This is a genomic window from Streptomyces sp. NBC_00273 (assembly GCF_036178145.1).
In the GTDB taxonomy this organism is placed as follows: Bacteria; Actinomycetota; Actinomycetes; order Streptomycetales; family Streptomycetaceae; genus Streptomyces.
Genome location: NZ_CP108067.1, coordinates 957,643 through 984,278, shown reverse-complemented (window position 1 = coordinate 984,278; position 26,636 = coordinate 957,643). Strand labels below are relative to the sequence as shown.

General features: G+C 71.8%; 28 protein-coding genes and 1 tRNA gene. 13 read left to right on the top strand and 16 right to left on the bottom strand.

Annotation, left to right across the window (positions count from 1 at the left end; all coding sequences use genetic code 11):
- Together OG386_RS04055 and katG are read right to left on the bottom strand one after the other, a co-directional pair.
- On the bottom strand, positions 1 to 900 hold the full coding sequence (locus tag OG386_RS04055) for an NAD-dependent protein deacetylase (RefSeq protein ID WP_328786774.1): 900 nt from the start codon (positions 898 to 900) through the stop codon (positions 1 to 3).
- Positions 901 to 1,140: 240 nt separating this feature from the next.
- The gene (gene katG / locus OG386_RS04050; protein WP_328786773.1) at positions 1,141 to 3,330 is read right to left on the bottom strand and encodes a catalase/peroxidase HPI; all 2,190 of its coding nucleotides are present in this window, start codon (positions 3,328 to 3,330) and stop codon (positions 1,141 to 1,143) included.
- 231 nt (positions 3,331 to 3,561) lie between these two features.
- On the opposite strand from katG, the gene OG386_RS04045 reads away from it, so the two are divergent.
- On the top strand, positions 3,562 to 3,987 hold the full coding sequence (locus OG386_RS04045) for a Fur family transcriptional regulator (protein WP_328786772.1): 426 nt from the start codon (positions 3,562 to 3,564) through the stop codon (positions 3,985 to 3,987).
- Between the two features lie 88 nt (positions 3,988 to 4,075).
- On the opposite strand, the gene OG386_RS04040 is transcribed toward OG386_RS04045, so the two are convergent.
- The 3 genes from OG386_RS04040 to OG386_RS04030 form a co-directional block, all read right to left on the bottom strand.
- Complete coding sequence (locus OG386_RS04040) at positions 4,076 to 4,969, bottom strand: hypothetical protein (RefSeq protein ID WP_328786771.1); 894 nt, start codon at positions 4,967 to 4,969, stop codon at positions 4,076 to 4,078.
- A gap of 305 nt (positions 4,970 to 5,274) precedes the next feature.
- Positions 5,275 to 5,925 (bottom strand): DUF4360 domain-containing protein, encoded by a 651-nt coding sequence (locus OG386_RS04035; RefSeq protein WP_328786770.1) that lies wholly within the window; start codon positions 5,923 to 5,925, stop codon positions 5,275 to 5,277.
- Between the two features lie 304 nt (positions 5,926 to 6,229).
- Entirely contained in the window at positions 6,230 to 6,619 is a 390-nt protein-coding gene (locus tag OG386_RS04030; protein WP_327380962.1) for a response regulator, read from the bottom strand.
- Between the two features lie 97 nt (positions 6,620 to 6,716).
- On the opposite strand from OG386_RS04030, the gene OG386_RS04025 reads away from it, so the two are divergent.
- The 3 genes from OG386_RS04025 to OG386_RS04015 all read left to right on the top strand — a co-directional run bounded on the left by OG386_RS04025 (position 6,717) and on the right by OG386_RS04015 (position 9,327).
- A complete protein-coding gene (locus tag OG386_RS04025) occupies positions 6,717 to 6,995 on the top strand; it encodes a hypothetical protein (protein ID WP_328786769.1) in 279 nt (92 codons plus the stop codon).
- Positions 6,996 to 7,200: 205 nt separating this feature from the next.
- A complete protein-coding gene (locus OG386_RS04020) occupies positions 7,201 to 8,742 on the top strand; it encodes an aldehyde dehydrogenase family protein (RefSeq protein WP_328786768.1) in 1,542 nt (513 codons plus the stop codon).
- Between the two features lie 102 nt (positions 8,743 to 8,844).
- Entirely contained in the window at positions 8,845 to 9,327 is a 483-nt protein-coding gene (locus OG386_RS04015; RefSeq protein ID WP_328786767.1) for a hypothetical protein, read from the top strand.
- Between the two features lie 79 nt (positions 9,328 to 9,406).
- Here OG386_RS04015 and OG386_RS04010 read toward each other — a convergent pair whose 3' ends face one another.
- Positions 9,407 to 12,880 carry a M28 family peptidase gene (locus tag OG386_RS04010; RefSeq protein ID WP_328793160.1) on the bottom strand — a complete coding sequence of 1,158 codons (3,474 nt, stop codon included), beginning with the start codon at positions 12,878 to 12,880 and terminating at the stop codon, positions 9,407 to 9,409.
- Positions 12,881 to 13,057: 177 nt separating this feature from the next.
- Here OG386_RS04010 and OG386_RS04005 point away from each other — a divergent pair, with 177 nt between their 5' ends.
- A complete protein-coding gene (locus OG386_RS04005; protein ID WP_327380958.1) occupies positions 13,058 to 14,017 on the top strand; it encodes a LysR family transcriptional regulator in 960 nt (319 codons plus the stop codon).
- A gap of 62 nt (positions 14,018 to 14,079) precedes the next feature.
- Here OG386_RS04005 and OG386_RS04000 read toward each other — a convergent pair whose 3' ends face one another.
- On the bottom strand, positions 14,080 to 14,910 hold the full coding sequence (locus OG386_RS04000) for a class I SAM-dependent methyltransferase (RefSeq protein WP_328786766.1): 831 nt from the start codon (positions 14,908 to 14,910) through the stop codon (positions 14,080 to 14,082).
- 118 nt (positions 14,911 to 15,028) lie between these two features.
- Entirely contained in the window at positions 15,029 to 15,259 is a 231-nt protein-coding gene (locus OG386_RS03995; protein WP_266607882.1) for an antitoxin MazE7, read from the bottom strand.
- A gap of 98 nt (positions 15,260 to 15,357) precedes the next feature.
- Here OG386_RS03995 and OG386_RS03990 point away from each other — a divergent pair, with 98 nt between their 5' ends.
- Positions 15,358 to 15,540, top strand: a complete 183-nt coding sequence (locus tag OG386_RS03990) for a response regulator (protein WP_328786765.1) — start codon at positions 15,358 to 15,360, stop codon at positions 15,538 to 15,540.
- A gap of 2 nt (positions 15,541 to 15,542) precedes the next feature.
- Positions 15,543 to 15,956, top strand: coding sequence for a response regulator transcription factor (locus OG386_RS03985; protein WP_328786764.1), 414 nt, complete (start codon positions 15,543 to 15,545; stop codon positions 15,954 to 15,956).
- Positions 15,957 to 15,971: 15 nt separating this feature from the next.
- On the opposite strand, the gene OG386_RS03980 is transcribed toward OG386_RS03985, so the two are convergent.
- Positions 15,972 to 16,427, bottom strand: a complete 456-nt coding sequence (locus OG386_RS03980; protein ID WP_328786763.1) for a hypothetical protein — start codon at positions 16,425 to 16,427, stop codon at positions 15,972 to 15,974.
- Between the two features lie 116 nt (positions 16,428 to 16,543).
- Between OG386_RS03980 and OG386_RS03975 the strand changes: the two genes are divergently transcribed.
- On the top strand, positions 16,544 to 17,011 hold the full coding sequence (locus OG386_RS03975; protein WP_328786762.1) for a barstar family protein: 468 nt from the start codon (positions 16,544 to 16,546) through the stop codon (positions 17,009 to 17,011).
- Positions 17,012 to 17,244: 233 nt separating this feature from the next.
- Here OG386_RS03975 and OG386_RS03970 read toward each other — a convergent pair whose 3' ends face one another.
- The 5 genes from OG386_RS03970 to OG386_RS03950 form a co-directional block, all read right to left on the bottom strand.
- Positions 17,245 to 18,474: a serine hydrolase domain-containing protein gene (locus OG386_RS03970; RefSeq protein WP_328786761.1), complete on the bottom strand. Its 1,230-nt coding sequence runs from the start codon at positions 18,472 to 18,474 to the stop codon at positions 17,245 to 17,247.
- 111 nt (positions 18,475 to 18,585) lie between these two features.
- Positions 18,586 to 19,824, bottom strand: coding sequence for a mannosyltransferase family protein (locus tag OG386_RS03965; RefSeq protein ID WP_328786760.1), 1,239 nt, complete (start codon positions 19,822 to 19,824; stop codon positions 18,586 to 18,588).
- A gap of 128 nt (positions 19,825 to 19,952) precedes the next feature.
- Positions 19,953 to 20,438: a hypothetical protein gene (locus OG386_RS03960; protein WP_328786759.1), complete on the bottom strand. Its 486-nt coding sequence runs from the start codon at positions 20,436 to 20,438 to the stop codon at positions 19,953 to 19,955.
- On the bottom strand, positions 20,431 to 20,928 hold the full coding sequence (locus tag OG386_RS03955) for a SigE family RNA polymerase sigma factor (RefSeq protein ID WP_328786758.1): 498 nt from the start codon (positions 20,926 to 20,928) through the stop codon (positions 20,431 to 20,433). The genes OG386_RS03960 and OG386_RS03955 overlap by 8 nt, the downstream gene beginning before the upstream one ends.
- Before the next feature lie 365 nt (positions 20,929 to 21,293).
- Positions 21,294 to 21,367: transfer RNA gene (locus OG386_RS03950), tRNA-Met, on the bottom strand.
- Positions 21,368 to 21,655: 288 nt separating this feature from the next.
- Here OG386_RS03950 and OG386_RS03945 point away from each other — a divergent pair.
- Positions 21,656 to 21,859 carry a cold-shock protein gene (locus OG386_RS03945; protein WP_030384970.1) on the top strand — a complete coding sequence of 68 codons (204 nt, stop codon included), beginning with the start codon at positions 21,656 to 21,658 and terminating at the stop codon, positions 21,857 to 21,859.
- 146 nt (positions 21,860 to 22,005) lie between these two features.
- A complete protein-coding gene (locus tag OG386_RS03940; protein ID WP_328786757.1) occupies positions 22,006 to 22,269 on the top strand; it encodes a hypothetical protein in 264 nt (87 codons plus the stop codon).
- On the opposite strand, the gene OG386_RS03935 is transcribed toward OG386_RS03940, so the two are convergent.
- Positions 22,247 to 23,521 carry an MFS transporter gene (locus OG386_RS03935; RefSeq protein WP_328786756.1) on the bottom strand — a complete coding sequence of 425 codons (1,275 nt, stop codon included), beginning with the start codon at positions 23,519 to 23,521 and terminating at the stop codon, positions 22,247 to 22,249. The genes OG386_RS03940 and OG386_RS03935 overlap by 23 nt on opposite strands.
- 50 nt (positions 23,522 to 23,571) lie before the next feature.
- Here OG386_RS03935 and OG386_RS03930 point away from each other — a divergent pair, with 50 nt between their 5' ends.
- Positions 23,572 to 23,964: a MerR family transcriptional regulator gene (locus OG386_RS03930; RefSeq protein WP_328786755.1), complete on the top strand. Its 393-nt coding sequence runs from the start codon at positions 23,572 to 23,574 to the stop codon at positions 23,962 to 23,964.
- Positions 23,965 to 24,029: 65 nt separating this feature from the next.
- On the opposite strand, the gene OG386_RS03925 is transcribed toward OG386_RS03930, so the two are convergent.
- Positions 24,030 to 24,692, bottom strand: coding sequence for a response regulator (locus OG386_RS03925; RefSeq protein WP_443053300.1), 663 nt, complete (start codon positions 24,690 to 24,692; stop codon positions 24,030 to 24,032).
- A gap of 160 nt (positions 24,693 to 24,852) precedes the next feature.
- On the opposite strand from OG386_RS03925, the gene OG386_RS03920 reads away from it, so the two are divergent.
- Entirely contained in the window at positions 24,853 to 25,794 is a 942-nt protein-coding gene (locus tag OG386_RS03920) for an ABC transporter ATP-binding protein (protein ID WP_328786753.1), read from the top strand.
- A 5-nt stretch (positions 25,795 to 25,799) separates the two neighbouring features.
- Entirely contained in the window at positions 25,800 to 26,594 is a 795-nt protein-coding gene (locus OG386_RS03915; protein WP_328793159.1) for an ABC transporter permease, read from the top strand.
- The last annotated feature ends 42 nt before the right edge of the window (positions 26,595 to 26,636 follow it).

Below are 26,636 nucleotides of genomic sequence, written 5' to 3'. Positions count from 1 at the left end.
TCAATCCGCCGTACGGTCGTCGACGGGGATGTCCAGTCCGTCGGCGAGGGAGGCGAGGGTCGCGCCGAGGGGGAGCGCGACGCGGGTGGCGGCGTGCCGGTCGCCTCGGGTCGGGTCCCGGTTGACGATCAGTACGGGTTTTCCCGTCTGGGCTGCCTGGCGGACGAACCGGAGGCCGGACATCACCGTCAGTGAGGACCCCAGGACCAGGAGTGAAGTCGCCGCATCGACCAGTTCGCGGCAGCGCTCGACCCGGCGCGGGGGAACGGTCTCGCCGAAGAACACCACGTCCGGTTTGAGGATGCCGCCGCACTCCGAGCAGGGCATGACGGTGAAGCCTCCGACCTGTTCGTCGGTGAGGTCGGCGTCACCGTCCGGATTCAGTCGGGCGGCCACGGGCTCGAAGCCCGCATTGGCCTCTTCCAGCCGCCGGGCGAGCTCACGGCGCATGCTGGAGGCGCCGCAGGAAAGGCAGAGGACCCGGTTCAGACTTCCGTGGAGTTCCACCACGTCCTTGCTGCCGGCGGCCTGGTGCAGGCCGTCGACGTTCTGGGTGATCACCGCCGAGAGCAGGCCGTGCCGCCCGAACGCGGCCACGGCCCGGTGCCCGGCATTGGGCCGGGCACGGCCGAAGGTGCGCCAGCCCAGGTGACTGCGTGCCCAGTAGCGGCGCCGGGCGAGGGTGCTCGTGGTGAATTCCTGGTAGGTCATCGGGGTGTGCCGGCGCAGGCTTCCGCCCTCGCCCCGGTAGTCGGGGATGCCCGACTCGGTGGAAAGGCCCGCCCCGCTCAGTACCAGCACACCGCCGGTCCTCAGCGCGGCGGCGACCGGCTCCGGATCCGTGGTGCCCGGCGGCAGGTCCTCGGCGGGGGTCCAGCTCAGAGTGGGGCGCGTACGCATGGGGCCAGCGTACGGAACAGGTCCGACACCGGCACCGGACCGTGCCCCGTGTGGCCACCCGGCGGGCGCGGGATCCGGGCGGTCATCCCGCAGCCCGCCGATCGGGCCGCGAACCAACGGCGGCCGGGCCGTCGCGGCGGCGGGCCGTCGCCCTTCACCCGCCCGGCCCACGAGCAGCGGAACACCGTGCCCTTGGTCCGGTCAGCACGGTCAGCACGGTCATCCGCAGGAAGCGACGCCCTACGCGAGGTCGAACCGGTCGAGGTTCATCACCTTGTCCCAGGCGGAGACGAAGTCACGGACGAACTTCTCTCCCGCGTCCTTCGACGCGTAGACCTCCGAGAGGGCCCGCAGCTGGGCGTGCGAACCGAAGACGAGGTCCACCGCGGTCGCCGTCCACCTGACCTTGCCCGTGGCGTGGTCCCGGCCCTCGAACACGTTCTCCGCCGACTCCGACGCCTTCCACTGCGTACCCATGTCGAGCAGGTTGACGAAGAAGTCGTTGGTCAGCGCCTCCGGGCGGTCCGTGAACACGCCGTGCCGGGCCTGCCGGAACCCGGTGTTCATGGCCCGCATGCCGCCGACGAGCACGGTCATCTCGGGAGCGGTCAGGTTCAGCATGCTGGCACGGTCCAGCAGGAGCGCCTCCGGCGACAGCTTCTCGCCCGCCCGCAGGTAGTTCCGGAAGCCGTCCGCCGCCGGTTCGAGGACGGCGAAGGACTCCACGTCGGTCTGCTCCTGCGAGGCATCCGTGCGCCCCGGTGCGAACGGCACCTCGATGTCGTACCCGGCGTTCTTCGCGCCCTGCTCGACGGCCGTGCAGCCGCCCAGCACGATCAGGTCGGCGAGCGAGACCTTCTTCCCGCCGCCCTGCGCCCGGTTGAAGTCCTGCCGGATCTCCTCCAGCTTCCGCACCACCTCGGTGACCTCGGGCAGGTCGTTGGCCTCCCAGTCCTTCTGCGGCGCCAGCCGGATCCGGGCCCCGTTGGCCCCGCCCCGCATGTCGGTGCCGCGGAAGCTCGACGCCGCCGCCCAGGCGGTGGTGACCAGCTGGGGAAGGGACAGCCCCGAGGCGAGGACCGTGCGCTTGAGGGCGGCGACGTCCTCGTCGACGACCAGCTCGTGATCGACCGCGGGTACGGGGTCCTGCCACAGCTGCGGTTCGGGGACCCACGGGCCGAGGTAGCGCGAGACCGGACCCATGTCGCGGTGCAGCAGCTTGTACCAGGCCTTGGCGAACGCGTCGGCGAGCTGGTCCGGGTTCTCGTGGAAGCGCTTCGCGATCGGTGCGTAGACCGGGTCCATCCGCAGCGCGAGGTCCGTCGTCAGCATCATCGGCGCGTGCCTCTTCGACGGATCATGGGCGTCCGGCACCGTGCCCTGGGCCGCGGGGTCCTTGGGGGTCCACTGCTGGGCACCGGCCGGGCTCGTGGTCAGTTCCCACTCGTACCGGAACAGGTTGTCCAGGTACCCGTTGTCCCACTTGGTCGGCTCGGTGGTCCATGCGCCCTCCAGCCCGCTGGTGAGCGCGTCGGCGCCGCTGCCGGTGCCGTAGGTGTTCTTCCAGCCGATGCCCTGCTGCTCGATCGGGCAGGCCTCGGGCTCGGGCCCGATGTAGTCGGCGCCGACCGCACCGTGGCACTTGCCGAACGTGTGGCCGCCGACGATGAGCGCGACCGTTTCCTCGTCGTTCATGGCCATGCGCGCGAACGTCTCGCGAATGTCCCGGGCGGCGGCGACCGGGTTCGGGTTTCCGTTGGGTCCTTCCGGATTGACGTAGATCAGGCCCATCTGCACGGCGCCGAAGGGGCCGGAGAGTTCCCTGTCGCCGCTGTAGCGCTCATCGCCGAGCCAGGTGTCCTCGGGCCCCCAGAAGATTTCCTCGGGTTCCCAGATGTCCTCCCGTCCGAAGCCGAAGCCGAACGTCTTGAAGCCCATCGATTCCATGGCGCAGTTGCCGGCGAACACCAAGAGGTCGGCCCATGAGATCTTCCGACCGTATTTCTGCTTGACCGGCCAGAGCAGACGGCGCGCCTTGTCGAGGCTCGCATTGTCGGGCCAGCTGTTGAGAGGCGCGAACCGCTGGGCGCCGGCCCCGCCGCCGCCCCGGCCGTCGGCGATGCGGTACGTTCCGGCGGAATGCCAGCTCATCCGGATGAAGAGCGGGCCGTAGTGGCCGTAGTCCGCGGGCCACCAGTCCTGCGACGCCGTCATCACGTCGAAGACGTCCTGCTTCAGGGCGTCGAGGTCCAGGGTGGAGAGTTCTTCCGCGTAGTTGAAATCGTCACCCATCGGATTGGCCAGGGGCGAATTCTGGTGCAGAACCTGAAGGTCCAACTGGTTCGGCCACCAGTCCCGATTCGACCTGGGGCGGGTCGGCGTGGTGGTCGGGGCAGGGATTACTGGGTTCTCGCTGTCGCTGCCGGACACGTCCGTCCTTCTTCCTGTGTCGATGTTTCCATCTGCTGGCTGCTTGCGTCGGCGCGTCCGTATGGTCGCGCACCGAAGGGCCCGCCACTGCGAGAACACGCAGGGCGTGGGGGCGTAGAAAACACTCGGAATTCGGATCGGTGTCACGGCCCGACGGTTCCGCTTCCCGCCGGGCCCTGATCGATATCGCTAACGTTCTGCTGTCCCGCCGAGCCGAAAAGGTGAGCCGATATGAGTGACCTGCTGGAGCGACTTCGGGGGCGCGGCTGGCGGATGACGTCCCAGCGGCGTGTCGTCGTGGAGGTCCTCGACGGAGATCACGTGCACCTCACGGCGGACGAGGTGCACGCCCGCGCGGCGCAGCGGCTGCCCGAGATCGCCCGGGCGACCGTCTACAACACCCTGGGCGAGCTGGTCGCGATGGGGGAGGTGGTGGAGGTCTCCGTACAGGGCCGGGTCAAGCGCTTCGACCCCAACGCGCACCACGCGCACCAGCACTTGGTGTGCACGGGCTGCGGCACCATCCGCGACGTGCATGCGGCCGGCACGCCGGCCGAGCTGCCGCCGGAGGAGCGGTTCGGCTTCACCGTGTCCGCGGTCGAGGTCACCTACCGCGGGTTGTGTCCTTCCTGCGCCTCAGGGACGGCTCGGGCGTGACTGTGACCGTAACCGTGTTCAGGCTGAGCCCGCGCCCGGGGCCGGTGCGCCCCGGGGGCGGTGCCCTTCCGCCGGGTCGAGGGGGACCTCAGTACAGCGGGCCGGAGGGGAACCCGTGATCCGGCGGGAACGGATCGGGCAGGACGGGCGCCGGCTGAGCGGGGGCTCCCCGTACGCGCCGGACGGCCAGGCGCGCGGGCCACTCGATCGCCCACATGATCGCGGCGGCTCCCGCCAGCGCCCAGAAGCCGTCGGCATGCAGACGGGGTTCCATGAACGCGGAGGCCGTACAGATCAGCCACAGCACCAGGCAGTGGTAGGCGACGAGCACGAGCGAGGCGAATCCCGGTACGGGCAGGGACAGCGTGATGCGCGGCAGCATGAAGAGGGACGCGACGGCACAGAGGGCGAGCGCCTGCCGCCACCCCGGTGCAGGGTCGAGCCGGAGGCCGTCCAGCACGAGCGAGGCGAGCGCGAGTCCGGCGGCATTGAGCAGTACGGCGGCCAGCGAACGCGCAGCCGCGCGGCTGGTACGGCGGCGGAACAGGGCGAAGAAGGTGCTGACCGTGGTGGCAACGGCCGCCACCAGCAGCCCCGAGACGAAGACCGGCCACAGTCCGGCCAGCTGCGCGGACAGACCCGCGGCGCCGCAGATCCGTGCGCCGGCCCAGAGGGCGAACGGGTACGCGGTGAGCAGGACCGACGAGCTCACCAGGGTCTGCAGCACGCCGAGGAACATCAGGCGCCGCACCGGGGCGAAGAACTCCCGGTCCGAGCCCCAGAAGTCGGGCTCCTCCATGAGGACCTCCCGGGCCCGCCGCAGGGACGGGCGCAGCAGCAGGGCCGTCAGGCTCGACGCCGCCCATGCGCCTGCGCCGACGAAGACGGCCATGAGCGCCACCACCAGTACCTGCCGGCCTGCCGAACCGGTCAGCCGGAAGTCGACGGCCAAGGCAGCGGCGATCGCCACGCCGGCAGCCACGGAAGCCAGTCGCAGTATGACGCCGGCGCCCCTTCCCGTACGTCCCTGCCCGAGCCCGGTATCGGCCGTCATCGGCCCGCCCCCTCGTGAGTCGCGACTCCCATGGAAGGCATGCCCTGCTCGAACCCGCACCAGCCATGTGCGGCCACGCCGGTCCGGCGAAGCCGAACGGATCCCGCCGCCGCGACGTGCGTCCACTGCGCGCGGCGAACTCCGTGCGGGCCCGCACCGGTCTCACCGCCCGACTGGTGCGCGCCCGCGGCAACCGCCCCCGCCGCGCGCACGCGCAGCGGGGGCGGGGCGGATCACTTGCCGGGGCACTCCCTCCAGGCCAGGTGGTAGACGGTGTTGATGCTGCCGTCGGTGGAGTCCATCGTCATGTAGCTGGTCGACGAGGGGGACGAGGTGCCTCTGATCACGCGCAGTTCGGTGTTGATGTTGAAGTTCCGCTGCACCCCGCACGGCGCCCAGACCAGTTGGGCCCAGTCGGTCACGTCGGTGGCCTGCCAGTTGTCCTCCTGGGGGCCGCTGAAGTTGTGCGTGCGCGCCGCGGTGTCCGGCGAGCCCTGGAAGTAGTACGAGGCCTTCTCGGTGGCCTTGGCGCCCGACGCGAGCGAGGCGTAGCCGCGGTAGTCGGCGCTGGCGATCGCGTAGGTGAAGCCGTGGGGCACGTGCACGATCAGGCTGAGCTGGCAGTTCTTGCGCGCTGCGGTGGGCGGGGCGCCGCCGCCGACCTGGGCCAGGTACTGGCTGTAGGTCACGGTGAAGGCGGTGTTGTCCTGGGACACGGCGATCTGTGCGGTGTCCTTGGGGCACCCGGATCCGTTGACCGTGGCGACTTCGATCACGATGCGGTCGGGCGGCGGGTTCACGATCGTGGAGGGGGTGGCGTGCGTGGGCAGGGTGGCGGTGAGCAGGGCGCCGATCGCGCCGCTCACGAGGAATCCGCCGGACATGGTTCTCCGATCCACTGCTTCGGTACCGGGCGGCGCGCAGGCGGGGGTGCCTGAGTGCCGGTGGGTGGGGGGTGCGGCCGGCCAGAGCGGGGCCGGGTCGTCACAGACCGGTGTGCAGGGTGGAACGGGGCAGGCCCAGGAAGGGGAACTTGGGCATGTCCCTGACAATTCCCGATCGGTGAAGACCGGGTGCCCGAATCGTAGGAACCCCGGGCGGCCCGGACCAGGGCGATGTCCGGCCAATCGTGCTGCCCGGCCCGGACCGGCCGGATCCGGACGACCGGCCGGAGGCCGAAGAGCGGAATCAGGCCGCGGTCGGCCGGGCCAGCCGCTCGACACGGGCCACGAACTCCGCGGGATGGAACGGCTTCGCGAGACAGTCGCTCACACCGGCCTCCAGCGCGCGCACCGTGCACTCGGGATCCGCGGGCGGCAGCGCGAGGATCGGCACCCGCCCGTGTTCGGGGTGCCGGCGGATCTCCTCGAACAGCGCCACCTCGTCCAGGCCCGGCCCGGTGCGCTCGCAGATCACCAGGGAGATCGGGCCGGCGCTGCCCAGCAGGGAGACGGTGTCCGCCCCGGTCCCGCCGTCGACCACGGTGAACCCGCGGGCCACGAGGAGGCGCTCCAGCAGGCCCCGGAGGGTGGTCTCCTTCGCCACGAGGAGGATCCTGCCGGGGGTGTCGCCGCTCATGTCATTCCTCTTCATCTGCGTGGGGGGTCCCGCAGAGCCTACGAGGCGGCGCGTGTGCACGCCCGCTCCGGGGCACCTCATCCGGTAGCTTCGGTCCATGAGCACAGAGCCGCAGAGCTTTGAGATCTTGCTGGTGCCCGGGCACATCGAGAACCTGCGCGGCGAGTCCCCCGCGGACCGGGCCCTGCGGGCGGCCACGGTCGAGGCGACCGGCGAGACGGGTGCCTCGGGCTATCCCCGCTACCGCGGGCAGGGCGTGGAGGCCGACATCGACCCGACCACGCGCACGGTCGAGGCCCTGCTGGTCGACGGCGCCGAGCTGGACTACGGGCTGGTCGCCATGATCGCTCCCGAGCGGGGCCGCGGCAAGCGCTGAGGAGGTGTTCGAGGCGCGGGATCCGGACCTCGCGAGCAGGTCCGGGCGACGCGCCGCCCGGAGCCGGCACCGGCCATTTCGCACCCACGGTACGTACGGTCGCGGTGATGCCCCGTAGCCTCGATGTGCGGCCGCCCCCGTGCGAAGGGCCGCCGTACGCGAGCCACCTCCCTGCCCCGCCCACCCCCTGAGCGGAGAACCACAGATGGCACCCACCCTCGCCCTCAAGCCCGGTACGGCCTGGTCCGACGCGTGGCGGCGGTCCCTGACCGCCGCCCCCGAGGCCTTCCGCGACGACCGCGTCCTCAACCTCTGGGCCGGCTCCTGGCAGCCCGACGGCCGCAGCCTGCCCGCCACCAGCCCGGTCGACGGCAGCCCCGTCGCCGGCCCGCCGCGGATCGACCCGGAGACCGCCGGTGCGGCCGTACGGGCCTGCCTCGACGAGCACCGCGCCTGGCGGCACGTCCCGCTGGCCGAACGGCGGGCCCGGGTCACCGCCGCCCTCGACGCCCTCACCGAGCACCGGGAACTGCTGTCCCTCCTGCTGGTCTGGGAGATCGGCAAGCCCTGGCACCTCGCCCAGGCCGATGTGGACCGGGCCGTGGACGGCGTCCGCTGGTACGTGGAGCACATCGAGGCCATGACCGAGGGCCGCTCCCCGCTCGCCGGGCCCGTCTCCAACATCGCGAGCTGGAACTACCCCATGTCCGTGCTGGTCCACGCCATGCTCGTGCAGGCCCTCGCGGGCAACGCGGTCATCGCGAAGACCCCCACCGACGGAGGTCTCGCCTGCCTCACCCTCGCCGGCGCGCTGATCCGCCGCGAGGGCATCCCCGTCACCCTGGTCAGCGGCAGCGGGGCCGAACTGTCCGAGGCCCTCGTACGCTCCCCGGAGATCGGCTGCGTCTCCTTCGTCGGCGGCCGCGACACCGGAGCACGGATCGCCACCGCCGTCACCGACCTCGGCAAACGCCACATCCTGGAGCAGGAGGGCCTCAACACCTGGGGCATCTGGGAGCACACCGACTGGTCCGCGCTGACGGCCGTCATCCCCAAACTCTTCGACTACGGCAAGCAGCGCTGCACCGCCTACCCGCGCTTCGTCGTCCAGCGCACCGCCTTCGACGCCTTCCTCGCCGCCTACCTGCCGGCCGTCTCCGCCATCCGGACCGGCCACCCGCTCGCCGTCGCGCACCCCGAAGACCCGCTGCCCGAGCTGGACTTCGGCCCCCTCATCAACGCGGCCAAGGCCAAGGAGCTCACCGACCACGCCGCCGAGGCCATCGAGCGGGGCGCCGTACCGCTCTACCGCGGCACGCTGGACCCGGCCCGCTTCCTGGAGGGCCAGGACACCTCCGCGTACATGGCCCCGCTCACGCTGCTCAGCCCGCCGGCCTCCTCCCCGCTCTACCACGCGGAACCCTTCGGGCCCGTCGACACCATCGTCCTCGTCGACACCGAGGCGGAGCTGCTCGCCGCGATGAACGCCTCGGGCGGCGCCCTCGTCGCGACCCTGTCCACCGACGATCCGGCCACCTTCGCCCGGCTCGCCCCGCAGATCCGGGCCTTCAAACTCGGCCACGGCAAGCCCCGCTCGCGCGGCGACCGCGAGGAGCTCTTCGGCGGGTTCGGCGGCTCCTGGCGCGGCGCGTTCGTCGGCGGTGAACTGCTCGTGCACGCCGTCACGGACGGCCTGGGCGGCGAACGGCTGCCCGGCAACTTCCCCGAGTACCAGCTGATGCCGTAGGGAGCGTCCTCCCGGACGAGGGCCGTGGCTCCCCCGGGCGGGGGAGGCGGACGGTACGCGGGGAGGAAGCGGCGGCGGTGTCCCGGCCAGCAGGATGAGGCCATGACCCGATCACCGAGAAGGCAACTGGGCGCCGCGCTCACCGCCTGTGCCGGAGCGCTCGCCTACACCGTGAGCAAGGTGGACCTCGCGCGGGACGGCGAGCTGGGCATGCCGGGCTTCCCCGCCCCGCCGGAGGCCTACGACCAGGTCGCCGACGTCACGGCCGCCCAGCTGGGCAATGCCGGCCTCGGCCTGCTCATGGCGGTCGTGTCCCTGCTGCTGGTCCGCCCGCCGGTCGCCCGCTGGCTGCGACGGTCCGTGGTCGGCGTCTCCTGGCTGGGCGTCGCGATGGTCGGGGCCGGGGTGATGGGCTTCGGCGCCCGGGCGGCCGGGTTGGCCCCGGGCCTGGGGGACAGGCCTCCCCACCTGCCGACGGCCGTCGCGGCGCTGGTGGTCGGCGCGTTGTGGGTGGCGGGCTGGTCCGTGGCCGCGGCAGGCGCCGCGCGGGGCGGGCGGGCCACACGGGCCGCCGGGGCGCCGTAGCGCAACGAACGGACCCGGCCCGGCCTCCGCGCTGCGGGGACCGGGCCGGGCTTCGGGCGATCGAGCGGTCAGGCGGGCGTCAGCTCACCTGGAGGGTGACGTCGTCCACGACGAAGGAGGTCTGCAGGGACTGGTCCTCCGTGCCGTTGAACTTCAGGGTCACGGTCTGCCCGGCGAACTGCGAGAGGTCGTAGGACTTCTCCACGTAGCCGGAGTTGGCGTTCAGGTTGGAGAGGGTCTCCAAGGTCTGGCCGGCCACCGAGACGGTGAACCGGTCGTAGACGACGTCCTCGTCCTCGTCCGTGTCGATGTGGAGGAAGAAGCCGAGCCGGTACGTGGAGCAGCCCGACGGGATGGCCAGCGTCTGCGCGGCGCTGTCCGTGTGCGTGGACCCGTACCCGGTCAGCCATGCCTTGTAGCTGCCGCCGTGCGGGGTCTGGCCGGACTGGTTGGTGATGACACCGGCGGTCGCGCTCCACGGACTGGAGCCGTTCTCGAAGCCGCCGTTGACCACGAGCTGGCGCGGTGTGCAGGAGCCGCCACCGGTGACGGTGAGCGTGTAGGTGGTGGTGTGGCTGACGGTGCCGGCACCGGTGACCGTCAAGGTGTAGGTGCCGGGCGCGGTGCTCGCGCCGACCTGGAGGGACAGCGCCGAGGAGCTGCCGGACTGGACGGATGTCGGGCTGAGCGTCGCGGTGACACCGGCCGGCGCGCCGGAGACGGAGAGCGCGACGGTCTGGGCGGCGCCGCTCACGGTGGCGGTGTTGACCGTGGCGGAAGCGGAACCGCCGGGGGCCGCGCTGCCCGCGGACGGGCTGACGCCGATGGAGAAGTCCTGCGCGGGGGTCTCACCGCCGACCGCCTGCTTCCAGACGGCGTAGGCGACGCCGTCGGCGCTGCGGTTCAGCACCGTGGCGTTGATGTTGTTCGTGGTGTCGCAGGAGCTGTGGTAGCAGGAGTCGTAGGCGGCGTTGGCCGTGCCGCCCCACTTCGTGGCCTGCGCCGAGGTCTTGCGGGCGCTGGCCCCGGCCGCGTAGCCGGAGGTGGGGATGCCGGCCTGCTGGAAGGAGTAGTCGTCGCTGCGGCCCTGGCCCTCGGTGTTCTCCTCGGGCGCAAGGTTCAGGGAGGTCCAGTACGACTTCAGCGGGGCCGCGGTGGTGGAGTTGACGTTGTTGATGAAGTAGCCGCCGTTGGTGGAGCCCACCATGTCGAAGTTGTAGTAGCCCTTGATGGCGCTGCGCTGGGCGCTGCTCAGCTGGTTGACGTAGAACTCGGAGCCGTTGAGGCCCTGCTCCTCGTCGGTCCACCAGGCGAAGCGCACGTGCTTGGTCATCGTCGGGTTCTTCTGGGCGAGGACGAGGGCGTTCTCCAGCAGCGTCGCGGAGCCCGAGCCGTTGTCGTTGATGCCGGGGCCGGCCGAGACGCTGTCGAGGTGCGCGCCGAACATGACGGTCTGGTCGGCGGGGCCGCCCGGCCAGTCGGCGATCAGGTTGTTCGAAGGGTAGGTGCAGGAGGTGCAGTTCTGCTCGGTGACGGTGTAACCGGCCGCCTGCAGCTTGCCCTTCACGTACGCCAGCGACTGGGTGTAGCCGGCGCTGCCCGCGCGGCGGTGGCCGCCGTTCTGGCTCGCGATGGTGTTGAACTGGGTCAGGTGCGCCTGCACGTTGGCGACGTCGATGTCCGGCGGGTCGTTGCCGGGCTGGGTCCCGCCGACGTTGAGCGCGTAGTCGACCGTGTGGGAGAGGGCCGCGCCCTGACCCTTGACGACGACCGTGGACGCACCGGGAGCCGCGTTGGCCGTGGCGGTCAGGGTGAGCACCGAGGACTGGCCGGACTGCACGGTGGCCGGGTTGAAGGAGGCGCTCACGCCGGCCGGCAGGCCGGAGGCGGTCAGCGTCACCGACTGGGCGTTGCCCGTGGTGACCGTGGTGCCGACCGTGGTGGTGACGGAAGCGCCCTGCTGGACGGTGCCCGAGGACGGGCTCAGCGACATCGAGAAGTCGTTGTTCTGACCGCTCGGGGTGCAGGTCGGATCGGCGGTCTGGGCGGGCACGCTGATGCCGTCCCAGGCGGCCTTGGTCTTGTTGAAGAGGTCACAGGTGGCGTCCAGCGACTTGGCCGAACTCAGCGTCGCCGTCCGGTACTTCTTGTAGGACATGCTGCTGGTCTTGAGCAGCATGCCGCCGTAGAAGATCTTGCCGGCGTTCTGCACGCCCACACCGGTGAGCGAGGTGCCGTTGCAGGTGCTGCTGTTGGGCTTGCCGCCGCCGGGGCTGGTGCCCTCGGCCAGCAGGTAGAACCAGTGGTTCAGGGGGCCGGCCGCCGCGTGCACCTCGGTGCCGGGTATCGCGGAGCTGTAGCAGGCCGGGTCGTTGTTGACGGCCGGCGGATTGTACATGTTCCGGATCGGGCCCCGGCCCTGTAGGTTGATGACCTCGCCGACCGTGTAGTCCGGGGTGTCGTACGGGGCCGGCTCGTTGGCGAAGGCCTCGGTGAGCGCGCCGAAGATGTCGCCGGTGCCCTCGCCGAGCCCGGACTCCTGGCCGCTGGTGCCGCCCGGGGTGTTGGAGTCGATGGCGTGCCCGTACTCGTGGGCCACCACGTCGATCCCGGCGATCCACTCGTTGGCGCTGTTGCGCCCGATGGTGACGGAGCTGCCGTCCCAGTAGGCGTTGAGGTCGCTCAGGCCCACCTTGGCGGGGAAGCTGCGGCCGTTGCCGCTGACGCCGTTGCGGCCCAGCCACTGGGAGAGCATGTCCCACTGCTTCTGCGCCGCGAACATCAGGTCGACGCAGCCGGTCTCCTTGCTCGTGGGGTTGCCGGTGCCCCAGGAGTCGGAGGACTTGGAGAAGACCGTACCGGTGCTGTAGTCCGCGCAGCTCAGGCCGGTCCGGACCGGGTCGCGCAACGTGTACGTGGAGCCCGAGTTGGTGGTGTCGATGGTGACCGGGCCCGGCCCGTTCCACTTGCTGTTGCCGGTGCCCGCGACCACCTCGTCGTAGCTGTCGACGAAGGCGCCCGTCCGCGCGTCCACGAAGACGTGCAGCCTGCTGGGCGCGGTCTTGGTCCGGCCGACCAGCACGGTCTCCCATGCCAGCACCGGCTTGTCGTCCTTGAGGCGGACCACGAGCCGGCTGCTCTCGACCTTGTCGACCGAGGCCAGCTTCGCCCGCGAGGTCGACTCGGCGTCCTTCGCGGAGACCGACGCCCGGGTGGAGACGTCGATGCGCACGGAGGAGGCGGACTGGAGGGCGCGCACCTTGCCGGTGCCGTCCGCGAGCACGACCGCGTCGCCGCCGACGACCGGCAGGCCGCGGTAACTGCGCTCGTACGAGACGGAGTAGAGGTCCTTCACCCAAGGGGTGACGAGACGTCGTTCGTACTGTTCCTGGGAGGAGTTGACCAGGGAGTCCAGGCCGCTGTCGACGGCCTGGTCGGCGGCCGCGACCGCACGTGCGGCCGGTGTGTCCTTCTGGGACGGGGAGGGCTGGGCCGGCTGCGCCGCCGATGCCGTCCCGGCCAGAGCGCCGGCGAGGCTCGCGGTCAGCGCCATCGCTGCCACGGCCGCCGTCCATCTGCTGGGATGCAACGTCCACTCCGATCGTGGGGGGTCGGGGATGAGTGTCGTTCGCGGCTGAGTATGAGCGTGAACATGACGAGATTGGGACATCTCGAGGGGCATAAGGTCCGCGTTATGGTGCCGCGGCGGCCCGACTCGTACGCTGCCCGGATGCAGCTGGAGTTGAGGCATCTGCAAGCCGTTTGCCGGATAGCGGAGGCGGGCAGCCTGGGGGGCGCGGCGCGGCGGCTGGGAGTGTCCCAGCCCGCACTCTCCGCCCAGTTGCGCCGCATCGAACGGGTCACCGGGGGCGAGCTCTTCGTACGGGGCCGCAGCGGGGTGGAGCCCACGGCACTGGGCCAGTTCGTGCTGGCCAAGGCGCGTCGGGTGCTCAGCGAGATGGACGCTCTGGGAGCGGAGGCGCGCGCCATATCGACCGGCGGCCCGCTGCGGCTGGGCTGCATCATGCTCGTGCTGCTCGACGGCCTCCTCGCCCAGACCGACCTGTCCATGTCAGGCCGGGAGATAGCCGTGGACCTGGAGGATTCGGTCACCGTACTGGCGCGGATGCTCGGCGCCGGACGCTACGACGCCATCGTGTACGGGGAGGTCAACGGCCACGAGGTGCCGCTGCCGGAAGGAACCCTGGCCAGGACGCTGATCCCGAAGGAGCCGTTCTGCATCCGGCTGTCCGCCGCGCACCCCCTCGCGGGTCTGGACCGCATCGAACTGGCCGACCTGGCCGGGGAGTCGTGGATGACGCTGGTGGAGGACGACGACGGCGGCCCCGAGGCGCTCGTCACCGCCTGCGCGAAGGCCGGATTCAGCCCCTCACTGCGCTACCGGATCACCGACCGAAAGATGCAGCACGACCTGATCGCAGCGGGACGCGCGGTCGCGCTCAGCCAGCCGACGGCCCCGTCGGGGGAGGGCACGGTGATGCGCCCGCTCGTCGGCACCCCCATCATCGGCCGCATCCGCCTCGCGTGGAGCCGTGCGGCGCTCTCGGCCGGGCAGGCAGAACTGCTCTACCGGGCCGCGGCGCGCGCGTACCTGGCCAATGTGGACAACAACCCCTTCCACAAGGTGTGGTGGGACGCCCACCCGGAGGTGCATCCGGTGTTCGACTGACCGGTGGTGCGTCGCGGGGGCGGGTGGCGGGTAACTCCGGCGGTGTTCGGCTCCGGTGGCGTTCAGCTCCGGCGGTGGGCCGACAGCAGCAGGTACTCCCACTCCATGGCCCCGTCCACCATGTGCTCGGCGGCCAGGGCGTCGAGCGCGGCGTCCAGCTCGGCCACCCGGTCCGGTTCGCCGGCGACGGCGCGGTAGACGGCGACGGTGGGCCCGTAGCAGGCCTTGAAGAACTCCCGGAAGTCCGTGGGCCCCGTGAAGCGGTCCACGCGCACCGTCCGGCGCCGGGAGTCCACGTCCGTGACCGCGTCGCCGAGCAGCTCGTGCACGTGTTCCTCCTCCCCCCACAGCGGGGGCGGCTGGGCGCCGGGCGGCGGCGGGGGAGCGTACGGCTTCATCGTGGCGAACATCCGGCCCACGAAGCCCTGCGGGGTCCAGTTGATCAGCCCGACCGTGCCGCCGGAGCGGCAGACGCGCAGCATCTCCTCGGCGGCGGGCCGGTGGTGCGGGGCGAACATGATGCCGACGCAGGACATCACGACGTCGAACTCGCCGTCGGCGAAGGGCAGGTGCTCGGCGTCCGCCTCCCGCCACTCCAGCGTGGCCCCGCGTACGGCGGCCAGGTGCCGGCCGATCTCCAGCAGTTCGGGAGTGAGGTCGGACGCCACCACGTCGGCCCCGGCCAGGGCCGCCGGGATGGCGGCGTTGCCCGAGCCCGCCGCGATGTCGAGCACCCGGTCGCCGCGCTGTACGCCGCACTCCTTCACGAGCACGGCCCCCAGATCCGGAATGACGTGGGAGGCCACCGACTGGTAGTCGCCCAGCGCCCACATCGCGCGGTGCCGGGCCTTCAGAGTGCGGTCCGCCTGGGCCGCATCGCTCGCCTCGGTCATGACAGCCGTCCTCCAGGGCTCGGTGCAGCCCCTTCTCCGAGCATAGGTACGTTTCGTGGAACCGGCCCGTCGGCGGTCCCGCGGGCGCCCCAACGGCGTCCGCGGGACCGCACCCGCTTCAGTCGCGCGACGCCAGCCGGCCGAAGTCACGTGCGAAGCCCTCGCGGAAGCCGGGCCGCTCCAGGGCCCTCTCGAATGCGAGCGCGGCCCGGGCGAGCGCGGCCTCGTTCTCCTGGGCGGTGGCGAGTTCGGCGAGGTACGCGCGCAGGCTCAGTCCGCGGTCCGCGGCGAGCACGGAGAGGCGGTCGTGCACATCGGTGTCGACCTCGACGGTGGTGGTGTCGGCCATGCTCCGAGTATGCGCGCCCGGTGACCGGGCGGGGGCCCGTTCGGCGCAGGCGTGCAGCCTACGGGGAACGGGCCCCGGTACGTTGGTCCGGTTCCGCCGTGGTCCGGTGGTCCGGCGACGGTTCGGAGGTGGTCCGGCGGGCCGTGGCGGCCGGCCGGCAGGCCGTCGAGGCGGCCGTGGCCCACCACCCGGACGTGGTCCTCATGGACGTCAGGATGCCCGTCATGGACGGGGTGACCGCCGTCGCCGAACTGGCCGACCGCGCCCCCACTGCAAGGTGATCGTGCTGACGACCTTCGACGACGACGAGTACGTCGGCCGGGCCCTGGGGGCGGGCGCCATCGGCTACCTGCTGAAGAACCTGCCCTCGGCCGAACTGGCCGCCGCCGTACGCCTGGCACGCGCGGGCGTGGCCCAGCTCGATGCCGCGGTGGCCCGCAGGCTCGCGGCCGGACTCTCCCGCCCGGCGGCCCCGGCCCCGGCCCCGGCCCCTGCCCCCGCCCTCTCGGCGCTCACCGAGCGGGAGACCGACGTACTGCGCCTGATCGCCACCGGCTCCACCAACCGTGAGATCGCGGGCCGTATCTTCCTCAGCGAGGGCACGGTCAAGAACCACATCTCCCGCGTGCTGTCCCGCCTGGGCCTGCGCGACCGCACGCACGCCGCCATCTACGCCCGCGACCACGGCCTGCTCTAGGCCGTCCGCCGGTGCCTAGCTGCGGACGCGGCCGGAGAGCCAGGGCGTGAGCGAGGGGCCCCCGACCTTCTCCCGGTACGTCTCGTCACCGGGCAGGGGGACGGAGAGCCAGTAGCCCGGCGGGAAGAACCGCCCCTTCACGAACGCCAGTCCGCTGTAGACGGACCTCAGGAACGCGGGGACGGAGTCCCGGGGGACGTCCTCGAACTCCACCCCGTCGACGGTGATCTTCGCATCGTCCTCGGGGTAGATCCGCACGCTGACGGTCGGGCTGCCGCCCAGTTCGACGAACGCCTCGTGGGGCAGGGATCCGTCGGGGTCGAGGACGGCGAACGGGGCCGAGGAGGTCCGCCGCGACGTCTGGTCGGCGCCGATGTCGTCGGTGACGGACACGGCCAGCCGGTACTCGTCCGCGACGGCCCGTATCGCGGCGACGGCCGACTCGGTGGTCGGCAGGGAGGGATGAGTCATGATCCCGATGATGCCGCACGCGCCGCCGGGGACGACCGGCCCGGCTCCCGCTCAACGCGAGTGTGAGCTGCCGGATATGGTGGAGGCGACGCCGGAACAGCTGGGGAGGTGGCGGTGTGCACACCGTGCCCTGGGTGCACGTCGTTCCGGAGCAAGGCGCTCTGCCGGTCGACCTGTTGCTACCCGCGACCGGCAGGACGTACGTGGTGCGCCTCGACGGCCGTGAGATGCGGGACACCGACGCGGTCTTCCTGCAGTTCTACGAACGACTGAAGCTGCCGGACTACTTCGGGTGGAACTGGAACGCCCTCCTCGACTGCCTGTGCGATCTGCACTGGCTGCTGCCCGCGGACCGCTACGTATTCATCGTCGAGGCTGCGGATGAGGTCCTGCCGGACGATGTCGACACACAGCAACTGCTCTTCAGGACCCTTCTGCGGGCAGGCCGGCGATGGTCCTTCACGCGGCGGTTCGACGGACTCGACCTCAGTAGGCTCGTGATCGTCATGTCCTGCGCGCCGGCATCCGTTCCGGACCTGCGGGAACGACTGCGCCTGTGCTGGGACGAGACGGTCCCGTCATGACGGCGATGCGAGGAAGTGGCGCTGTGACGCTCGTCATCGAACTTCGGCGTGGGGTGTCCGAGGCTCGGACGCGCCGGAAGCCCGGGCCGCGTGCCCGCCCTTGCGGACGTGGACCCGTACGGGGACAACGCGCTCCGCGGTGAAGCGGTGGCCCGGATGGTGCGGGAACTGGAGGTCTCGGGTGATTGACCGGGTTCCCGTCCGGTCCGGTGCGTCCGTGCGGGGCGACGCCGTCATCCCGTCAGGGAGTTCTCGGGGGCCAGGACGGCGGCGATCCGGGCGGCGATGGTCTGCGCCGTGTTGTTCTCGGGGCTCTTGGGGCCGACCGTGGTGGACACCGCGATGGCCAGGCGCTCGCTCGGGAGGTACGCCTGGATCGCCGCGTAGCCCGCGAAGGACGGGTTCGACTGGATCCAGCCGTTCTGGACGATCACGCCGTAGCCGAAGTGCCGGGCGGGAAGCTGGCGGAAGCAGTCCTTGGGTGCGCAGCCGGGGGTGTTGCCGCCGAGGCCCACCGTGCCCGGATCGAGCTGGACCTTGAAACTCTGCGGCGACAGGAGCTCACCCGTACCCACGGCCTCGGCCGAGCGGGCCAGGTCGCAGATGCGGGTGTTCAGGACCGCTCCGGGGGCGGTGGTCCAGGAGGGGTTCCAGTAGGTGGACTCCTCGTACTTGCCGCGCTCCGCGTCGAACGAGTGCAGGACGGGCTCCTCGATCTGGGGCGTGAAGCTGTTGCGGGTGTTGTCCAGTCCGACGGGCCCCGTGATCTGCTGCTCCATCACCTTGGCCAGCGGCATGCCGGAGATCTTCTCCAGGGCCTGCCCGAGGAGCACGAAGTTCGCGTGGGAGTAGCTCCAGCTCGTCCCCGGCTCGTACAGCAGCGGGTGGGCGGCGGAGATGCCCACGAGTTCGTCGGGGGTCCACTGGCGGAACGGGTCGGCGTACAGGGCCGCGAGGAACTTCGGGTCCGGCACGTAGTCGCGCAGGCCCGAGGTGGAGGCGCCGAGCATGCGCAGGGTGATCGCGTCGGCGTGCGGCGCGTCCGGGAGCCAGCGCGAGATCGGGTCGTCGAGGTCGGCCTTGCCGTCCTCGACGAGTTGCAGCATGGCGATGCCCATGTAGACGATGGCCACCGACCCGGCCCGGAAGTGCATGTCCGCCGTGGCCGGGACCCCCGTCATCGACTCGCCGAGTGCTCCGGTGACGATCTCCCGCCCGTCGCGCGTGACCCGCAGGACGACGGCGTTCAGGTCCAGCTCCTTCTGCGCCGCCTTCGCGATGTCCAGGATCTGCTTCGCCTCGCCGCCCGAGGGCTGGGGAGACGCCACGCACGACGCGGTCGCGGCCCCCGCCCCGGTCGCCGCCCACGCGCCACCGGCCGGCAGGACCGTGCCGAGGAGCGCGGTGGCGCACAGCAGCGCCGTCCGGGCGCGGCCCGGGTGCGCGGTCCTCACTCCGGTCATGGCGATCTCCTGCGGCGAAGAGCCCCTCGGGACGAGGCCCACCCTTCGATGGAACGCCCACCCTGCGCGACCGGCCAGTCGACGCCACCTCGACGACGGGGCTCGGGCCGCCTAGCCGGCCCAGCGGCCCGTCAGGAAGGTGATGGCGACCGCGGTGGACAGGGGGGTCACGACGTAGAGGTAGGCGGTCTGGATCCGGGGGCGCTTCAGGCTCCAGGAGGCCAGGCCGATCCACAGCGGCCACCACAGGAGCGTGGAGCGGGGCACGGACGTGTACCAGTAGGAGGTGCCCAGGGCCCACAGGGTGAGTCCCATGTAGAGGGCTTCGGGCCAGCGGCGGCCCAGCAGCAGCAGGACCAGGAGCACGACGCCGACCACCATCGCCAGGAGTTCGGCCTGCCACATCAGCGCGTACCCGGTGGGGTGGGTGTGGTGGAAGCCGGCTTCCCAGGTGTTCGCCCAGGCTTCCCACGGTGCGTGGAAGTCCCGGTACCAGCCGCGTTCCTGGGAGTGCTTCCAGGCCATCCAGTCGCCGGTCCAGCTGTGCAGGTACCAGCTGTAGAGGGCGGGGGCGAGGGCCGGCAGGAAGAGCCACGGAGCCGCGCGCCAGGCGGTGCGGTCGCGGGCGGTGAGGACGAAGTGCAGGGCGAGGGCCGCCGCGAGGAACAGGCCCGTGATGCGGACCGAGCAGGCCAGGCAGGCCAGTACCGCCGCCGCCGGCCAGTTCTGGCGCTGCGCCGCCAGCCAGGCGGGCAGGGCCAGGGCGAGGAAGAGCGCCTCGGTGTAGCCCGCGGCGAGGAACACGGCGCACGGCGAGAGCAACAGGAAGGCCACCGCACGGCGGCCCGTTTCGAGGTCGGCCAGGTGATGGCGGGCGATCCGGGCGAGGGCCAGCACGGCGACGCCTCCCGAGAGGAACGAGACCAGCGCTCCGGCCGCGGCCCAGTCGGGAACCACGGTGTGGACGGCGCGCAGGGTGAGGGGGAAGCCGGGCAGAAAGGCCTCCCGGTTGTCCCAGCCGGCCGTCCAGGGTCCCGCCCGGTCGGGGAAGTAGCCCTCCTGGGCTATGTGGAGGTAGTGCCACCAGTCCCATTGCTGCCAGGGCGAAAGCAGCGAGGCGGGCCGGCGGGCCTCGCCGTCGGAGGGGAACAGCCAGCTGACGGCACCCGCAGTGGCCCAGATGCCGACGCGGGTCAGCAGGTACAGCCACACCACCTCGCGTTCGCCCGGGCCGAGGCGCAGGAACGCCGGGAGGGTGCGGCGGGGACGGCGACCGGTCTCGTGCACGGGCGGCCAGGCGGTGGGCGAGCCGGGAAGCTCGACCGACTGGCGGGGGGCAGAAACGGGCATATCTGGATCTCCTGACCGTCTGAAGGTGTGCGGAGTCACCGGCACTGGTCCGGGCCGGTGTCCGCGGGCGGCGTGCTGCGGGGAGAGGGGTGAAGAAGGGGAGGAGAAGGCCGAGGGAGAGGGCGGGGCTACCGGGGCGCCTGGGGCGGCGTGGCCGACATGGTCGGGCTCACGGTCCCGGTGGGTTCGACCGGCGTCGTCGTTCTACTGCCCGTCGGCATCGTGCTGTTGACCGGCGTCGTCGTCCTACTGCCCGTCGGCATCGTGCTGTTGAGCGGCGGAGGCGTGGTGTTGACCGGCGGCGTCATGGAATTGAGCGTCGGTGTGGTGGAGCTGGGCGGCGGGGGCGGCGCCGACGTCGGGGACGGGGCTACGGGCGGGGGAGTGGTCGCGGGGAGGGTCGGGCCCGAGTCCCCGGGGAGGAAGGCGGACAGGGCCGCACCCGATCCGGCGAGGACGAGGAAGCAGGCGGCGGCGATGCCGACGATCCGGTGCCGGCGGTGCCGTTCGCCGCGCCGCTCGATGACGGCGACGGGCGGGGCCGTGCTCGCGGACTGTCCGGCGGAGGCCGCTTCCTGGAAAAGGGACCGCAGCGGGTCGTGGGAGTCATGCATCGGGAGCCTCCTCAATGCGGGGGTCCTGCAGATGGCGGGAGAGCGTGGCCCTGCCGCGGGACAGATGGGTCTTGACCGTGCTCGTGGACAGCGAGGTCTCGGCGGCGATCTGCTCGACGCTCAGATCGCACACGTAGTGCAGCGCCATGGTCCGGCGCTGCTTCAGGGGCAGTTGGCGCAGAGCCTCGACCAGCGCCACCACCTCCGGCCCCGGCCCCTCCACGTGACCGGCGGGGGTGGTGCGCTGCCAGGCATCGGCGGTGCGCCGCCGCCCGCGCCAACGGCTGACGGCGAGCCGCCACGCGACGGTGCGGATCCACGCCTCGGGCCGGCCGTCACGGTCCAGCTGGCGCCGGCGGCTCCACCCCCTGACGAAGGCCTCCTGCACCACGTCCTGCGCCTCGTGGTGGTCGCCGAGCATCACGTAGAGCTGTCCTGTGAGCCGTCCTGCCGCTTGCGCGTAGAACTCCTCGAACTCCTCGATGGTCAAAAAATCGCTCCCGAATCCATGTGTCCCTCTCACTGGGCATACGTCCGCCGCACCCCGTCCGGTCGACACCGGACGGCAGATCGTTGTGTGAGTGCCGTCACACGGCGGTCGGGGTACTCATCGTCGCGGCGGCCACGGCGCGGTGGGGCGGCGGCGCCACGGGCCGCCGGGTGACGTGGATCAGGGCCCCGCGCCGGCGCCGGCCCGCGGCCCGGAGGACGGAAGGACTCCGGAGGGGGACCCGCTCCCGGACCCGCTCCCGGACCCGGTTCCGGCGCCGGCCGACGTGCCGCGCTGCGCGAGGGATAGGGGCCCGGCACAGCAGAAGGGCCCGGATCCATGAGGATCCGGGCCCTTCTGATCAGTAGCGGGGACAGGATTTGAACCTGCGACCTCTGGGTTATGAGCCCAGCGAGCTACCGAGCTGCTCCACCCCGCGTCGGTAGACCTCACCCTACGGCATCCCGGGGGCGGTACTCGACGCATTTACGGGCGGCCGTGCCCGGAGTGTGGGCGAAAGGGCTGAATCTCGTCCCGAAGGCGAGATCATTCCCCCTGGTGACAGTGCGTGCAGGCGTGTACCTTCACGGGTAGCTGTCGTGGTTCCAAGTGCCTTGCCCGTGCCTTTTGGTGTGGGCAGTTTTGCTGTGTTGTGCCGTAGGACCAGGGCGATCACCTCCGTCTTCCACGCCGTGTGGAAGACGTACGTCAACGGGAAGGCATGAACATGGCTACGGGAACTGTGAAGTGGTTCAACTCGGAAAAGGGCTTCGGCTTCATCGCCCAGGACGGTGGCGGCCCGGACGTCTTCGCCCACTACTCGGCGATCAACGCCTCTGGCTACCGTGAGCTGCAGGAGGGTCAGGCCGTGACCTTCGACATCACGCAGGGTCAGAAGGGCCCGCAGGCGGAGAACATCACCCCCGCCTAGTCCCGGACGACGGCCCGGTGTGACCACCGGGCTCCGGAGAACCGTTTCCCCGTCCCGCCCGTTCGTGAACGGGCCGCGGGAAAGATCAGGGCCGTGCGGCGCCGCCGCACGGCCCTGATCCGTCTCCCCGGCTCCGCGCGGCGGCCGTGGCGGTCGAGGGCAAGGACCTGATGCTCCTCGGCAGGTACGCCAAGGGGCTCAGCTACTTCGTCGGCCTGCCCCAGATGGCAGGTGAACGCACGGCTTTCGGCCACCACGGAAGCGGTGGCAGCATCGCCTTCGCCGATCGCGCCCGCGGCCCGGCCTTCAGCCTCACGCGGACGCGCCTGGTGGGCGGCGCGGCCGACACGGTCGCCCGGATGCTGGCGGACGAGATCAGGTCGGCGGTCACAGGAGCGAAGGGGGCCTGACGCGACGCAGTCCCCGGACCCGTACCGCGGCCCCGATCACGGCGAGCGCGACGGTCGCGATCCCCGACGCGGCCAGCACCTGACGGGGTTCCAGCAGCGCGACCAGCGGGCCGCCGAGCGCGGTGCCCACCGGCCCGGCAGTCAGGAGGGCGGCGCTGCGGGCGGCGAGGACCGTGGTCAGCGAGGCGGCCGGGGTGCGTTCCTGGAAGAGGGTGTAGGACAGTGCCGTGAACGGTCCGTAGATCAGGCCGCCGAGGGTGAAGCAGGCCAGGGTGACGGCCGCGGGCGCGCCGAGGCCGAAGGGCACGAGCGCCAGCCCCCAGCCCGCGACGATCCCCAGGGTGACCGGCCAGAGCGGGAACCGGCGCAGCGCGCCCGCGGCCAGGCCGCCCAGCACGGCGCCCGCCCCGAACAGCGTCCAGTACAGCCCGAGCAGGCCCGCCCCGGCGTGCAGGTCTTCGGTGACGTGCAACGGGAGCGCGACCTCCGCCGGCCCGTAGAGGAAGTTGAAGAACCAGGTCAGGGCCAGGATGCCGAGGAGCTCGGGCTGCTTGCGCAGCAGGCGCAGACCGGTCGCCGACCCGTCGGCGTCGACGGGCGCGGCCGTCGCCCCCTTCCCGTCCGGCCGGGCCGCCGCGCTCCGCAGCCGCCCGACCTGGGCGGCGAGCACGGCGAAGGACAGCGCGTCGAGGCCGATGAGCAGGGCAGGACTGATCACCGCCGCCAGGAACCCGGCGAGCGCGGGACCGACGATGATGGAGGCCGAGCCAGTGGAACTGACCAGCGCGTTGGCGGCCAGCCGCTGGTCGGGCGGAAGTATCTGCGCGACCAGGGAGTACCTGCCCGCGTTCCCCCAGGCGTGCAGGACGGACGAGCCCGCGAGCAGGGCCACGTAGAGCACCGGGTGCAGCACTCCCGCGGCCCAGGCCAGCGGCACGCAGCCGAGGAGCACCGCGCGGATCCGGCTGTCGGCCACCAGCAGCCGCCCGGCGGGAAGGCGGCGCAGCCACCGCCCGAAGAGCAGCGCTCCGGCCGCCCCCGGAAGCGCGTACGCGGCGAGCGCGGCCCCCAGGAGCATCCCGGACTGCCCCGGCGGAGCGATTTCGATGGCCAGCCATGCCACGGCGACCACGCTCATCCCGTCACCGAGGTCGGAGGCCGCCAGCGCGGGCAGCAGCCGCCGGAAGTCGGCATGGGCGAACAGCGGCCGATAGGCCCGGGGGAGGAGGCGAGTTGTCTGTACGGGAGTCACCAGGTCAGACTCATGGTTCAAGCGCACTTGAAGTCAAGGGGGAGTGACGGGTGCGACAGCTCGGGATCGGTGAGCTCGCTCGGCAGGTGGGGATGAGACCCTCGGCGCTGCGCTACTACGAGAGCATCGGCCTGCTGCCGCCCGCCGAGCGGGCCGCGGGCAGGCGCGTCTACCCGGCCGGCACCGTGCGGCGGCTCGCCCTGATCAAGATGGCCCAGCGGGCCGGATTCACCCTCGCCGAGATCCGCGGACTGCTCGACGGCGACGCCGAGCGCGGTGCCACCCGGCAGTGGCGTGCGCTCGCGGAGAGCAAGCTCCCCGAACTGGACCGGTTCATCGAGCAGACGCAGATCCTGCGGAACGCCGTCGCCGACTGCCTGGCCTGCGGATGCATGAACTTCGAGAAGTGCGCGCTGCTCTCCGCCGAAGGTCCCGGCTCCTGATCGGTGCGGCCGGCCCGGCCGCGCTCAAGGCCCCATCAAGCCGTTCAAGGCCCGTCCAAGGCCCCTCAAGCACCCGCTCGACGGTTCCGTTCGGCCAGCCCGGCCTCGTACGCGGCGATCGCCGCCTCGACCCGGTTGCGTACCCCGAGCTTGCCCAGGATCGCGCTCACGTGGGCCTTCACCGTTGCCTCGACCAGCAGGAGGCGAGCGGCGATCTCGGCGTTGGACAGACCGGCGCCGAGCAGCGCCAGGACGTCGTTCTCCCGTTCCGTCAGCCCCTCCACGGCGTTCCGCGCGGGCCCGCCGCCCGCCATCCGCCCGCTGCGCAGTCCGGCGACGACCCGGGCGGCGACCTTCGGGGAGAGGTAGGCGCCGCCCGCGGCCACCGCGTGCACACCCGTCAGCAGTTCCCGGGGATCGTCCGCCTTGAGCAGGAACCCGCTGGCACCGTCGCGCAGGGCGCGGCCGATGAACTCGTCCTCACCGAAGGTGGTCAACATGATCACTGCGGTGCCGGGCAGCTCCTGGTGGATCCGCGCGGCCGCCGCGATCCCGTCGAGCCGGGGCATCTGGATGTCGAGCAGGGCGACGGCGGGGCGGAGCGCGCGTACGGCGTCGAGGGCCTCGTACCCGTCGGCCGCCTCGGCGACGACCTCGATCTCCGGATCCCGCGCCAGGATGGCGCGCACGCCCGCCCGGACCATCGCCTCGTCGTCCGCCAGCAGCACCTCGACCACCGGTGCAGTCTAACGGCGGGCTGAGGTCGGGCCGTTCGTCGGGGGACCCCCGACGAAAGTAGGGGATCCGATCGCCGACCTGCGAGCGATGCCTGCCGGCCCTGCCGGTTCCTACGGTCGTCACAGCAGCGACGACACCGGAAGGACACCCGTGATCACCCTACGAGGCCTGACCAAACGCCACGGCGACACCGTCGCCGTGGACGGACTGACCCTGGACATCGAGGAGGGACGGGTGACCGGCTTCCTCGGCCCCAACGGGGCCGGGAAATCGACCACGATGCGGATGATCCTCGGCCTGGACCGGCCCTCCGCCGGCCGGGCGCTCATCGACGGGAAGCCCTACGCGTCGCTGCGCCACCCGGTCCGCGAGGTCGGATCCCTCCTCGACGCGAAGGCCCTGCACCCCGGCCGCCCGGCGCGCAGCCATCTGATCGCGCAGGCCCGTAGCAACGGCATCCCCGTGCGCCGGGTCGACGAGGTCCTGGAGACGGTGGGCCTGGCCACGGTGGCGCGCCGACGCGCCGGGGCGTTCTCCCTGGGCATGTACCAGCGGCTCGGCATCGCGGGCGCCCTCCTTGGAGACCCGAAGGTGCTCATCCTCGACGAGCCGGTCAACGGCCTCGACCCGGACGGCGTGCGCTGGGTGCGCGAACTCGTCCGTGCCCAGGCCGCGCAGGGCCGTACGGTCTTCCTCTCCAGTCACCTGATGAGCGAGATGCAGCTGACGGCCGACCGGCTCGTCGTGATCGGCCGGGGCCGGCTGTTGGCCGACACCCCCATGGCCGAGCTGCTCGCCGCGAGCGCCTCGGCCTCGGTACGGGTGCGCACCGCCGGCCCCGACGACCTGCGCGCCCTGACCGATCGCCTGCTCGCCCACGACGGGGTGTCCGCCGAGCCCGCCCCCTCACCCGGCGGCGAGCGCAACGAGATCGTCGTCAGGGGCAGGACCGCCGGGGAGATCGGCGACCTCGCCCACCGCCTCGGCATCCGCCTCCACCAACTGCACAGCGTTTCGGCCTCGTTGGAACAGGCCTACATGGAACTGACCGAGCACAGCGTCGAGTACGCGACCCGAACGGAGAAGGCGTGACCCCGATGACCGACACCATGACGGACCCGGCGCACCGCGCCGCCCCGGCTCCCGCGGGCGGCGGCTTGGCCGGTGCGATCGGCGCCGAATGGGTCAAACTGTGGTCCATCCGCACGCCGTACGCATGCCTGCTCGTCGGCATCCTGCTGACGGGAGTCTTCACCTTCTACTACGGCTCCATCGCCCGGATCAACGACAAGCCCGTCCAGCCGCTCGGCAACGCCCCGGTCTCCTCCGTCATCCTCGGTCAGTTCGTCATCGTCGCACTCGCGATGACCGTGGTCACCAGTGAGTACGCGACGGGCAGTGTCCGCACCTCGCTCCAGTGGGTGCCGGTCAGGCATCGCCTGCAGCTGGCCAAGGCGGTCGTCGCGGCGGCGGTGTCGTTCACCGCCGGATGCCTGTTCGCCGTCCTCGGCATGGCCGTGGCCCGGGCACCCTTCCGCGGTCACGCGTCCTTCGACCCGGGCAAGGCGGTCGCCCAGACCCTGGCGATGGGCCTGTACTGCGCCCTGGTCGCCGTGCTCACGGTGGGGGCGGCCTTCGCCCTGCGGGCCGCGGTCGGCACGCTGGCGGCGGTCTTCGGCCTCGTCTCCGCCCTCCCCACCATCTGTACCGGACTCGGTGGCCCCGTCCTGCTGGCGGTGAACGACGTCCTCCCGCAGACCGCGGGCGGCCACTTCATGCTGGCGGACGGCGATGCCCCCTACCCGCCCGCGGTCGCGATCCTGATCGTGTTGGCCTGGGCGGCGGCCGCTCATCTGATCGGCCGGTTCGTACTGCGGCGGCGCGACGGGTGACAGGGTTGGCCCCGGCAGGTGACACGGTCGGTGCCACGGGCG